At 58.9% G+C, this 11,948-nt stretch carries 10 protein-coding genes; 3 read left to right on the top strand and 7 right to left on the bottom strand.

The window, feature by feature from the left end; translation table 11 throughout:
- The 6 genes from OCV64_RS07575 to OCV64_RS07550 form a co-directional block, all read right to left on the bottom strand.
- Entirely contained in the window at nt 1-909 is a 909-nt protein-coding gene (locus OCV64_RS07575) for a DUF2156 domain-containing protein (protein WP_147571654.1), read from the bottom strand.
- A 30-nt stretch (nt 910-939) separates the two neighbouring features.
- Nucleotides 940-2,034, bottom strand: a complete 1,095-nt coding sequence (locus OCV64_RS07570; protein WP_262669730.1) for a metallophosphoesterase — start codon at nt 2,032-2,034, stop codon at nt 940-942.
- A 31-nt stretch (nt 2,035-2,065) separates the two neighbouring features.
- Nucleotides 2,066-3,010: a 50S ribosomal protein L11 methyltransferase gene (gene prmA, locus OCV64_RS07565; protein WP_147571652.1), complete on the bottom strand. Its 945-nt coding sequence runs from the start codon at nt 3,008-3,010 to the stop codon at nt 2,066-2,068.
- A 51-nt stretch (nt 3,011-3,061) separates the two neighbouring features.
- Nucleotides 3,062-3,934, bottom strand: a complete 873-nt coding sequence (locus tag OCV64_RS07560) for a DegV family protein (protein ID WP_186851881.1) — start codon at nt 3,932-3,934, stop codon at nt 3,062-3,064.
- 57 nt (nt 3,935-3,991) lie between these two features.
- Nucleotides 3,992-4,528 (bottom strand): DUF1836 domain-containing protein, encoded by a 537-nt coding sequence (locus OCV64_RS07555; RefSeq protein WP_186851882.1) that lies wholly within the window; start codon nt 4,526-4,528, stop codon nt 3,992-3,994.
- 74 nt (nt 4,529-4,602) lie between these two features.
- Nucleotides 4,603-5,490, bottom strand: coding sequence for a putative ABC transporter permease (locus OCV64_RS07550; RefSeq protein ID WP_186851883.1), 888 nt, complete (start codon nt 5,488-5,490; stop codon nt 4,603-4,605).
- Nucleotides 5,491-5,672: 182 nt separating this feature from the next.
- Between OCV64_RS07550 and OCV64_RS07545 the strand changes: the two genes are divergently transcribed.
- Nucleotides 5,673-8,297 carry a translation factor GTPase family protein gene (locus tag OCV64_RS07545; RefSeq protein ID WP_262669729.1) on the top strand — a complete coding sequence of 875 codons (2,625 nt, stop codon included), beginning with the start codon at nt 5,673-5,675 and terminating at the stop codon, nt 8,295-8,297.
- Nucleotides 8,298-8,333: 36 nt separating this feature from the next.
- Nucleotides 8,334-9,389 (top strand): NADH:flavin oxidoreductase, encoded by a 1,056-nt coding sequence (locus OCV64_RS07540; protein WP_262669728.1) that lies wholly within the window; start codon nt 8,334-8,336, stop codon nt 9,387-9,389.
- Nucleotides 9,390-9,553: 164 nt separating this feature from the next.
- Here the strand turns inward: OCV64_RS07540 and OCV64_RS07535 are convergent, their stop codons facing one another.
- The gene (locus tag OCV64_RS07535) at nt 9,554-10,615 is read right to left on the bottom strand and encodes a stalk domain-containing protein (RefSeq protein ID WP_262669727.1); all 1,062 of its coding nucleotides are present in this window, start codon (nt 10,613-10,615) and stop codon (nt 9,554-9,556) included.
- Nucleotides 10,616-10,896: 281 nt separating this feature from the next.
- Between OCV64_RS07535 and OCV64_RS07530 the strand changes: the two genes are divergently transcribed.
- On the top strand, nt 10,897-11,948 hold a 1,052-nt coding region (locus OCV64_RS07530), incomplete at its 3' end, for a coenzyme F420-0:L-glutamate ligase (RefSeq protein ID WP_262669726.1).

Below are 11,948 nucleotides of genomic sequence, written 5' to 3'. Positions count from 1 at the left end.
TTACTTTTGGCAGAAGGCGCAGGGCTCCTCCACCGTGACGGTGTACTTCTCCAACAGGGCGATGGGGTGATAGGACAGCTTGCTGGTGCGAAGGCCCAGATCACCGGCGTCATCCTCGCGGTTGATGAAGGCGATGCCTTCCGTAGCGAAATGCTGGGCGAACTGGGCGACCAGCATCTGGTAGCAGCCCTCGTAATCCCGGTCCGCCTTCTCAATGTGGGTAAAGAGGGTGTCGCCAATGATCTCTCCCAGGGAGAACCCGGCGATTTGCCCATCCACCAGCAGCATACCGCCCAGCAGGTCATAGGTCTGGTAATTGTCCAGCACTTCATGAGTCTTGGCGATATCCTCATGGAAGGAGGCCGCAGATTTGTCTACCCGGCTGGCATAGCGGTCCAGAAAGCCCTTGACCGATGGGATATCCTCTGGGGCGATGGGGCGGAACAGCCAGCTGCCATAGGTCTTGAGAAATTTGTTTACATGGTTGCGCTGGCCACTGAGCTTTTTCCCCCGAAAATATTTCAGATCCTCCGCACGGTACAGATAGTCAAAATTGTCCCGCTCTGTGGCGGCGGTGCTGGCAGGGAAAAAGTCCTGAAGGCGCTCCAGCTCATCCTTGGAAACCGGATAAAACTGGATAGGCATTTCCCGTCGGCAGCAGTAGTCGGCAATCTGACGGTAGTGTTCCGTCCGGCCGCCGCCCAGGGGCAGGGTAAAGGTGGGGCCCAGTCCAGGGTAGTCCACTTTGAAATAGAGGGAGCCGTCATAGATAGCCCACTCGGTCTTGTACATATCCCGCCAGATAAAGACGGTGCCAGGGGTGGTGTCGCAGATACGGCTTCCGCTGTATCCGAAAAATGGGCGCAGTCTGGGGAAGTCTTCCAGCTGCAGGGGGTGGAAATCCAACATAGATCCAAATCCTTGTCTATTTATTTCTTTTTACAGTATATCCGATAACCGGCCATAATACCAGCCAGTACGTCCTTCTTTTTTGCACAAATATCCCTGTGAGGTGGAAGCTACAACGGTCAGCCGGTCGCCAGGGGATACAGGAAGCGCGTAGTCGGTGGAGTCCTCGCACCACAGGCCATTGGGTCCACGGCGGAGGTAACGGTTCAGGATGGGCAACACCCGGCCTGTTTCCAGGTGGCGGCATAGGGAGGTGTCCTCTCCCTTCTCCAGCAGTTCCAGGCCGCTTCGGCCCCAGCGGACGTTGACTGAGTCGGAGGAGGGGGACTGCCCATCCAGAGCAACGGCGACGGGCAGTCCATCAAAGGCGTCCCAGCTGAATTCCTCCGAGTCCTCAGAGGGGAGGATCAGGGCATTGAGCTGGCCGTCCAGCTTCAGCACACAGCCGCCGTCGATAGAGGCGATTTTCCGATCCCGGAGCAGGATGGGGGCGGCGGAGGGAATGTTGGGGTCGTATAGCGTCACTGGCCAGTGGCCCACAATGACCCACTTGGGAAAAGACCGGCCCTGTCCCAGAAAATCGTCGTTTTTCATGCACCGCCAGCGGTCCAACTCCTCCATCCTTTCCAGGGAGGGAATACCCCCGTGGACAAAGACCAGATGCTCGGTTTCCAGAATGGTGGGCAGCGAAGCCAGCCAGGCCCGCTCCCGTGGAAAAGCCCGCCGCAGGTCCTCACGCAGCCGGGGCAGATCCTCCAGCTGTTCAAAGCCGCCCTCCCGAGCCATCTGCCGGAGAGTGGATTCGGGGTGCTGGGGCAGATAGACGGAAAAAAAGTGCTCATCCAGCTCGTCTGTTTCAAAGAAGCGGTGGACCAGACCGTCGCAGTTGCCGCACAGGGGATAGACGGTGTGAGTCCGTGGCAGCTCCATAAGATGGCGCAGCAGAGCCAGACTGTCCTGCCCTTTTTCCAGCATATCCCCCACCAACACCAGGATATCCTCAGGGGACAGCCTGATTTGGTCCATTAGAGCCTGAAAAAAGGGCAGGTTGCCGTGAATATCGCTGACAGCGATGACCCTTCTATTGGAGGGAAATTGGGGACGAATGACAATGGCGCGGTCCATAGGAGGGGCTCCTTTCTGCGGAGGTTGGGGTTTAGCCCAGTTTAGACTCCAGAGCCACCCAGCCGTTTTTCTCCCGGCGGCGAGTGACGGTCAGTCCATTTTTTACAAGGGCTTCTTCCACCTCGTGGGCACGGGTGTCGATGATGCCGGAGCACAGGAACACCCCGTCCTCTTCCAACAGGCGGGGGACTTGGGCGGATAGGGGGATAATGACGTCGGCTACGATATTGGCCAGCACCAGATGGTACCGCTGCCGGGCCAACTCGCCGGCCAGGGAGCGGTCAGAGAGGACATCCCCGGCCCGGACGGTATACCGGTCCTTCCCGATGCCGTTGAGGGCGGCATTTTCATAGGCCACGTCCACCGCCTTGGGATCAATGTCCACGGCGACTGCGGTGCTGGCCCCCAGGCACAGAGCGGCGATGGAGAGGATGCCGCTGCCGCAGCCCAGGTCCAGCACTGGCCGTCCGGGGGCGGTGTGCTCCTCCACTCCCTCCAGGCATAACTGGGTGGAGGCGTGGGACCCGGTTCCAAAGGTGAGGCCGGGGTTGAGATACAGCGGGCTGCGGCCTTGGGGGATAGGCTCCTCCCGTTCCCACTGGGGAACCACATACAGCCGCTGGCCAATCGCAAGAGGCCTGTAGTATTTCTGCCAGCTATATGCCCAGTCGTCGTCCGTAAGGGGGGTGACAGTATACTCTTGATCTAGTCCACGGGTATAGCGGGCCAGTTGCTCCCGGCCGTCGGTGTCATCCGTGACATAGAATTTGATCCGGGTGACTCCCTTCATCCGGTCCAGCAGCTCCTGGTCCACATAGTCCCAGTATTGCCGGTTCTGCTCCAGAAACTGGAGAAAATCTCCTTCATCCTCGATGACCAGTCCATCCATACCAGCGGCAGTCAGTTTGGCGGACACCTGGTCCAGTTGGTCGGGGGTGGTATTGACGGTGATCTCCAGCCATTTGATATCGGCCATGTTGATCCTCCTGAATGTTCATTTTTCACCGCTCTGCGGCGTAGGGTGTGGTCAGCGCTCAGAACCTACATAAAACAGAGCCACCACGCCCGGACCAGTGTGGGCGCCGATCACAGGGCCCACATAGTTGATATAGATGGTCTGGACCCCAAAGCGGTCCCGCACCATCTGAGCCACCATTTCGGCGTCCTCCAAACAGTCGCCGTGGCTAATGAACACGGTCTGGTCGGCGGGGTCAACAGCGGTCAGCTCCATCTTATCCACCAGGGCCTTCAATGCGGCGGCACGGCCACGGGTCTTGCCGATGTTGATGAGATGACCCTCGTCGTCCACATGGATAATGGGCTTGATCTGAAGCATGGAGCCCACGACGGCGGTGGTGGCGGAGATACGGCCGCCCCGCTTCAGAAAGTGGAGGTCGTTCACCGTCACCTGGTGGCAGATAGATAGCTTATGGCTCACCACCCAGTCCCGGACCTCCTCGATGGAGCGGCCCTTCCGCTGTTCCTGAACGGCCAGCCACACCAACATGCCCTGTCCCAGGGAGGCACACAGGGTATCCACAGTATACACCTTGCGCTCAGGGTATTTTTCCCGCAATTCGTCCACCGCGATGGCCGAGGAACTGAAGGTGGTGGACAGACCGGAGGAGAAGGCCAGGATCAGGATATCCTGTCCCGCCTGGAGTAAGGGCTCAATGAGCTCCGTATACTGGGCTACGTTGACCGCGGAAGTGGTGGCGGTATGGCCGTTCCGCAGCAGCTCGTAAAACTGGTGGGGGTCCATCTCCCGGTTGTCGGGGTAGTTATGGTAGATCTTTTCGTCCATCTCAAAGCTGAGCGGCAGGACCTGAACGCCCAGATCTCGAACCATATCGGCGCTGAGATCGGCAGAGGAGTCAGTAAGGATAACAAAGTCTGACATAATAAACACGCTCCTTGGGAAGAGGATAAGAAATGGGGAGAAGATGTCTTCAACAGGTCATTTCTTGGGCTTTTTGTGTTCCGCCGGTCCGAAGGACTGGAGGATATCCAGGATCCGGGCACAGGCCAGCTGGTTGGCATAGCTCCGCAGGGCCAGGTCTAGAGCGATGCGGGGCAGATCCTCTCGCTGGGCATCGGCGTCAAAGCTCTGGGCAGTATCGGTCAAAGCTCGGTCCAGAGCGGAACAGAAGTAGTTGTACAGCGCCTCTGGGTCCTGCCCTTTGGCTTTACGGCCGGCGCTGATAAGAACGCCGGTATCCCGGACAGAGAGTACCTTTTTCAGGGCGCACACCGCGGTGAGGTAGCCCAGGTGGACCGGGCCGTACCGCTTGCCGTCCGCACGGGGGACCAACCCGTCCTTGATATAGTTGTTGACCATGGCGGAGGTCAGGGACTCCCCCTCGCCAAAGCGGATCAGCTGCCGGGGCATATAGGCGATGATCTGGTCCATATACAGGGCCAGGTCCGGCAACTCCTCCCAGGGGGTGGGACGCTCCCGCTCCATACGGTCCTTGAGATCCAGCAGTTCCTCCACAGAAATGGCCTCCTTTTTGATTATGATTATCATTATGCTATCATAAAGTGGAAAAAATTACAACGGAATATTTGCTACTGGCCCATGCGTCGGCGCAGCCGCTCCAGCGCCTCCTTGTACCGGGTGGAACGGAGCCCAGGGAAGGCCTTGAACAGCCGGTACTGGCCAAAGCTGTCCCGGTCCAGCAGCTCCTGAATACTCTCCTTCCAATCCTGAAGCTGGCGGCGGTATTGCTCCCGGCGCTCCTCCAAATGATCCTGAAGGTCTTCCCTGAGATCGCCCAGGTCCTCCCGCAAGCCCTCCTGGCGCTGGGCAAGGCGGTCGGTGAGCTCCTCCAGTTCCTCCTTCCAGTCGGATCCTTTCTCAGCGGCATCCAGCACTCGCTCGGCCAGGTCCTCTCCAAAATCGTTGGAGGCGTCCTTGATTTTGGCAGCCAGCTGGTCCAACTGAGAGAGGCGGCGGTTGAGCTTGGCGATGGTACGGACCGTGGCGGCCAGGTCCACCGCCATGACAGCGGCCAGAAGGGCCAGCAGCGTCCAGCCAAGTCCCCTTGGTACCAGCCGGATGACCAGTAGGACTGAGGGGTGGAGGAGCTTGACTACGAACAAGCAGGCCAGACCCCAGGCAATGGAAAACCGGAGACAAATATAGCCGTTGAGGTTGAAGGGCTGGTCAGAGTAATCCCACCAGCGCTGATGAAATATTTTTTCCAGCACAAAGCCAGTGGCCCATTCCAGAGCGGAGGTCAAGACAACGGAACCCAGGAACAGCAGCAGGAGGTTGCTCTTCAGAGGCTCCAGAAAGGCCAGCACGATGACCACTCCAAAGCCGTAGACAGGGCACCAGGGGCCGTTGAGAAATCCCCGGTTGACAAAGCGGCCCGTGACCAGGGCGGCATAGCTGACCTCGGTACACCAGCCCAGAAAGGCGTAGACGAAAAAGATAAATAAAAATTGATACACAGGGGACCTCCTGCCAATGCTATCTATGGTAAGAACGACATAGTATACCGCATTTCTATGTAAAAGTCCAGAGAAAGTAGCCGGAAAGTGGAAAAAATGGGAAGGGAACTACCTTGACAGTGGACCGGGGACATTGTATGCTGGATAAAAATGAGAAGTGCGGAAGGCGGGACAGCCATAAAATGAGAAGGATCGTAATGGGGGTTTTGGCCCATGTGGATAGCGGCAAGACCACACTCTCCGAGGGGCTGCTGTATCTGAGCGGTGCCCTGCGGAAGCTGGGGCGGGTAGATCATCAGGACGCCTTTCTGGATACAGATACTCAGGAGCGGGAGAGAGGCATCACCATCTTCTCCAAGCAGGCGGAGTTCTCCTATGGGGGAACAGCCTTCACCCTGCTGGACACCCCAGGGCATGTGGATTTCTCCGCGGAGATGGAGCGATCTCTCCAGGTGCTGGACTGCGCCGTTTTGGTGGTCAGCGGCACTGACGGCATCCAGGGCCATACCCGCACGCTGTGGAAGCTGTTGGACAAGCACAAAATACCCACGTTTCTATTTATAAACAAGATGGACCTGGCGGGCAGCGACCGAGACGCCCTGCTGGCCCAGCTCCAGGCCAGACTGGACAGCGGCTGCCTGGATTTCTCTCGGGGGATCGGATCAATTCAAGAGGATCTAGCCGCCTGCGACGAGGCGCTATTGGAACACTATCTGGAGGGAATGGAAGTCACAGAGGAGGATGTGGCCGATCTGGTGACCCGTCGGCTCATCTTTCCCTGCTTCTTTGGCTCCGCGCTCAAGCTGGAGGGGGTGGGGGAGCTGCTGGACGGCCTGGCTACTTACGCCTCTGCTCCCCAGTATGGTCCGGAGTTTGGGGCGCGGGTGTTCAAGATCGCCAGGGACGGCAGCGACCGGCTGACCTATGTGAAGGTCACCGGCGGCACGCTCCGGGTCCGGACCGCTTTGGGAGGAGAGGGCTGGCAGGAGAAGGTCAACCAGATCCGGATCTACTCCGGACCCAAATATCAGACTGTGGACGAGGCGCCAGCTGGCACGGTGTGCGCCCTGACCGGCCTGACCCATACCCGGCCTGGGGATGGGCTTGGAGGGGAAGCCGGGCGGTGGGAGCCGGAGCTGGAGCCACCTCTCACCTACCAGGTGATCCTGCCCCATGGGTGTGATGTCCACGCCATACTGCGGAACCTTCGGCAGTTAGAGGAGGAGGACCCCCAGCTCCGGGTGGTGTGGAACGAGGCTCTGGGAGAGATACATCTCCGACTTATGGGCGAGATACAGCTGGAGGTGATGACCCGTCTGATCCGGGAGCGGTTCGGGGTGGAGGTGTCCTTCGGAGCTGGATCCATCGTTTACCGGGAGACGATCTCTGGCCCAGTGGAGGGGGTAGGCCACTTCGAGCCCCTGCGCCACTATGCCGAGGTACACCTGCTGCTGGAGCCGGGGGAGCGGGGAAGCGGGCTGCGCTTTGCCTCCTCCTGCTCGGCGGACCAGCTGGACCTGAACTGGCAGCGGTTGATTCTCACTCATCTCAAAGAGAAGGAGCACCAGGGAGTGCTCACCGGCTCCCCCATAACGGACATGAAGATCACACTGGTGGCCGGCCGGGCCCATCTGAAACACACCGAGGGGGGCGACTTCCGCCAGGCCACCTACCGAGCGGTGCGCCAGGGGCTGATGCAGGCGGAGAGTATTCTGCTGGAGCCCCATTACGAATTCCAACTGGAGCTGCCCCCGGACTGTGTGGGCCGGGCCATGACCGACCTCCAGGCCATGGGGGGAGCTGTGGACGCCCCAGAACAGGAGGGAGAGCTGGTCCTCCTCTCCGGTCACGGGCCGGTGGCTGGCCTGCGGAACTACTGGCGGGAGGTGGCCTCCTACACCCGAGGCCGTGGCCGCTTAAACTGTGCGCTTCGGGGCTATGAACCCTGTGCTGACCAGGAGAGCATCGTTGCCCAATTTAGCTACGACCCGGAGCGGGATGTGGAAAATACCCCCGACTCTGTGTTCTGTTCCCATGGGGCAGGCGTCAACGTGAAATGGAGCGAGGTACGGGACCATATGCACGTGGACAGCGGCCTGCGCCTAGGGCTGGAGCGCCCACGGCAGGCTGAGGCCCCTCCCGCCGGCAGACAGCGGACCTACTCTAGCGGAAGTCTGGAGCAGGACAAGGAACTCCAGGCCATTTTCGAGCGGACCTATGGCAAGGTGGAGCCGCGGGCCTTCCAACCCCAGAAAAAGCCGGCGCGGACCAGCCTCAGCGACGAGAAGTACGCCATCCGTGCCCAAAAGACTGGGCCGGAGTACCTGCTTGTGGACGGATACAACATCATTTTCGCCTGGGAGGAGCTGAAGCGGATAGCGCAGCAGGACGTGGCTGCCGCCCGTTCTACGCTGGCTGATATCCTGTCCAACTACCAGGGCTTTCGAAACTGTGTGGTCATTTTGGTCTTTGATGCCTATAAAGTGAAGGGGAACCCAGGCTCGGTGGAAAAGGTCAACGGTATCTATGTGGTGTACACCAAGGAGGCGGAAACTGCCGACGCCTATATTGAAAAAACGACCTATGACCTGGGGAGAGACCATCGGGTGCGGGTGGCCACCTCCGACGGGCTGGAGCAGATGATCATTCTGGGCCACGGGGCTCTGCGCCTGTCCGCCAGAGCCTTCAAGGCGGAGGTGGAGGAGAGCCAGGGGCAGATTGCCAAGCTGGTGGCCCAGCACAACCAGGGAAACCGGGAGTGGAACAAGCTGGGGCGCACTGCCCGTATTACTGGGAAAGACCTGTAAGCCCACAGGAATATTTGGATGGATGGTGAGGAGTGTATGCATTACAAACTGTTTGAAACGGCCCGGCTTGGGCCTCTCCACTTAAAAAATAGGACGGTCCGTTCAGCGACCAATGAGCACCTCTCGACCCTGGATGGGCAGATCACGCCAGCCTGGGTCCAGGTGCAGAGGGAGCTAGCCGAGCGGGAAGTAGGTCTTATTATTACTGGCCATATGACGGTAGACCGCTCTCAGCGCGCCGACGAGGGACAGGTGGTGTTGGACCGGCGGATTGACCACAGCCTGTTGCGCCAGGCCGCGGAGGAGGTACACCGGGCTGGCGGCCGGATTGTGGCCCAGATCAGTCACAGCGGACTGAAGGGAATGGAGAGAGTCAACGGATGCCGTCCAAAGGGACCGGATGATTTTACGGAGGAAGAGCTGGACCAACTGGTAGAGCAGTTCATTGACGGAGCACGGATATGCCAGGCGGCCGGACTGGACGGGGTGCAGGTCCACCATGCCCACGGCTATCTCCTGTCCAATTTTCTGAACCCCCAGGAGAATCACCGGACAGACAGCTATGGCGGCTGCCTGGAGAATCGCTTCCGCCTGCCGGCAAGAATTCTGGCTGGCGTGCGCGCGGCCTGTGGGCCGGAGTTTGCGCTGCTGGTCAAGGTGGACTCCAATGGATGCGGAGATCTGCGTGCTCTTCTGCGGCTCTGCCAGGGGGCCGGCGTAGACGGAATAGAGATCAGCGGACTTGATTTTGCCACCCGGGCAGGGGAGAAAAAGCCATTCTTTCTCCATGAGATCATGGAGGCCAGAGAGGGCGTTGAGGTGCCGCTGATTCCAGTAGGAGGAGTTTTCTCCCGTAAGACAGCGGAACAGGTGCTGGAAGCCGGGTTCCCCTTTGTGTCATTTAGCCGAAGCCTGATCTGCCAGCCTGATTTTATCTCCCGCATGAAGGAAAATCCAGAGGCGGAGAGCCGCTGCTTTGCCTGTAATGGGTGTTATAAAATTTATCGCCAGCGCCCTGTACGCTGCGTACAGCACACACAGCCGCTCAAACAACTGGAAATAGTATTCGGGCCGTACCACCAAAAGGACTAGGCAAATAAAATCTTATGTTAATAAATCTGGCATCACCCCGTGTGTGTACCTGTGTTTGGAGTCTCACTTGTCAGCCCCTAGCGGGCCGGACATTGGAAAAGGGAGCCGCTTCACCAGGAAGCGGCTCCCTTTTTGTATGGTCTATTTCTTGATTCAGGCTCAAATCACTCAATGATAAGATTGGTGCCCTCCAGGGTGACAGTCCTGCCCAGCATCTTGAAGATCTCGGCGGGCGCCCAGGTGGTGCCAGGGGCGACCACATAGGGGGCCTTGCCATAGTCCAGGGGGCCGGTGGCGCCTACGGCCCCTTCAATCTTGGTGACGCCGGTGATGATCTGCCGGTCCAGGTACAGGCTGACCCGGAACTGGTCGCTCTCCACGGTGACCAAGGCGCCCTCGTCTGTATTGGGGGTGTAAGTCACGTCCAGGCCCAGAGCCTGGGCGACGGCGGCCACGGGAACCATAGCCACGCCGCTCTCATAGCGGCCTACCATGTTGGGTACTTTGCCGTCCAACTCCATAGTCAGCTGGGCGCCCTCCTCAGGCTTGGGCAGATCCTCGGCCTTAGCGGGCAGGAGCATGATATGGCTGGCGCCACTCTGACCGGGGTAGGAGGTGAGTACGATATCGTACCAGGCCATGATGCGGTCACCGGCCTGGATATCAGCCAGGGCGGGGGCGTCCCCCTCGTAGGCGGACAGGCCGGTATCTACGGATACGGAGAGAATGAGTCCTCCATTGTCCACAGAGAACTTCACAGAGCCATCCTCCTGGGACACCACATTATTTACGACGTGGTAGTGGGGCGCACCCATATCTTGGGGCACGTTAACGACCACGGCGAAGGCGGCGGACTGGGGAGGGAGAGAGCGGGTGGAGACGTGGCTGTGGTACACATACAGTCTGTCGCCCACCTTCACCGTGGAGGGATCAGCGGCGGTTTTATTTCCAGCGTCTACCCATACGGTGTCTGGGGAGAGATTCATCACATACTGTCCATGGGCCTCAGACTCCATAGTCAAGCGGGAAATGGTTCCGTCCTCCTCCGTGGAGATGGCGGACACGGTTCCGTAGTAAAGCGCGCTGTCTGTCATGGCGATGTCCTCCACAGGGGCGGAGATTGGAATGATATCAGACTGGCCTGCCGGCTGTGCGGCCAGCGCGTGGGCGCCCATCAGCCAGACGACGGCACCGCTCAGTACGACGGCGGTTAGCTTCTTGTTCATTATAATCGCTCCTTTTCCTTTTTGTGGGGCGTTCCTGTCCCTTTGCTTTTAATAGACGTATTGGGGAGAGAAAAGTTCCCGCACAGTCCAAAAAATTTTTTGGCCGTCCATTTGCACAGAGGGGCGGCGCCTTTGTCCGTGAAACTTTGGATGCCAAAGAAGCCCAGGGAGAGCTATTTTTTATTTACTTTTTGAACATTTCTTGCTATACTAAAAAATTGGGGACAGATGTTCCCCATCTGATGAAATGATACACATGAAACGATAAGGAGTGTTCCAACATGAGTCGTATGGTCGGTACCGTTTCCCGCGGCCTGCGGGCCCCTATCATCCGCAGCGGTGATGACCTGGTGGAGATCGTCACCAATTCCGTGCTGGAGGCGGCCGCTGACGACGGCTTCGCCATCCGGGACCGTGACGTGGTTGCCATGACTGAGGCTATCGTGGCCCGCTCCCAGGGCAACTATGCCTCGGTGGACAATATCGCCGGCGATGTGAAGGCCAAGCTGGGCGGCCAGACCGTGGGCGTTGTCTTCCCCATTCTCAGCCGCAACCGCTTTGCCATCTGCCTAAGGGGCATCGCCAAGGGGGCCAAGAAGATCGTCCTGATGCTCAGTTATCCCTCGGACGAGGTGGGCAACCACTTGGTCAGTTTGGATGCCTTGGATGAGCGCGGCGTGGACCCCTATAAGGATGTCCTGTCTCTGGAGAAATACCGGGAACTGTTCGGCTATGAGAAGCACCCCTTCACCGGCGTGGACTATGTGGAATACTATCAGCAGCTGATTCGGGAGAGCGGCGCTGAGGTGGAGGTAATCTTTGCCAACGATCCGCGGGCTATCTTGGGATACACCAAGAATGTGCTGTGCTGTGACATCCACACTCGTCAGCGCACCAAGCGTCTGCTAAAGCAGGGCGGGGCGGAGAAGGTCTTTGGCCTGGACGAGATTATGACTGCCCCGGTTGACGGCAGCGGCTATAACGCCAAGTACGGCCTGCTGGGCTCCAACAAGGCTACGGAGGACCAGGTCAAGCTATTCCCCCGGGAGTGCCAGGATCTGGTGGAGGCCATTCAGAAGAAGCTGCTGGAAAAGACTGGGAAGCATGTGGAGGTCATGGTGTACGGAGACGGTGCCTTCAAGGATCCGGTGGGCAAGATCTGGGAGCTGGCCGACCCGGTAGTATCTCCCGCCTATACCGCCGGTCTGGAGGGGACCCCCAACGAGCTGAAGCTGAAGTATCTGGCGGATAACGACTTTGCTGACCTGTCCGGCGATGCCCTGAAGGAGGCCATTAAGGAACGCATTCACAAGAAGGACGGCGACCTGGTGGG

It is taken from the genome of Muriventricola aceti, from assembly GCF_025567565.1.
GTDB lineage: Bacteria > Bacillota > Clostridia > Oscillospirales > Oscillospiraceae > Lawsonibacter > Lawsonibacter aceti.
The sequence above is the reverse complement of the archived record's forward strand: the minus strand, read 5'-3'. Positions and strand labels throughout refer to the sequence as shown.

Bases quoted from the DNA above. Each gene is read 5' to 3' on its own strand.
- OCV64_RS07560 (WP_186851881.1), bottom strand. From the start codon at position 3,934: ATGTCAGACTTTGTTATCCTTACTGACTCCTCTGCCGATCTCAGCGCC.
- prmA (WP_147571652.1), bottom strand. From the start codon at position 3,010: ATGGCCGATATCAAATGGCTGGAGATCACCGTCAATACCACCCCCGAC.
- OCV64_RS07575 (WP_147571654.1), bottom strand. From the start codon at position 909: ATGTTGGATTTCCACCCCCTGCAGCTGGAAGACTTCCCCAGACTGCGC.
- OCV64_RS07570 (WP_262669730.1), bottom strand. From the start codon at position 2,034: ATGGACCGCGCCATTGTCATTCGTCCCCAATTTCCCTCCAATAGAAGG.
- OCV64_RS07535 (WP_262669727.1), bottom strand. From the start codon at position 10,615: ATGAACAAGAAGCTAACCGCCGTCGTACTGAGCGGTGCCGTCGTCTGG.
- OCV64_RS07540 (WP_262669728.1), top strand. From the start codon at position 8,334: ATGCATTACAAACTGTTTGAAACGGCCCGGCTTGGGCCTCTCCACTTA.
- OCV64_RS07545 (WP_262669729.1), top strand. From the start codon at position 5,673: ATGAGAAGGATCGTAATGGGGGTTTTGGCCCATGTGGATAGCGGCAAG.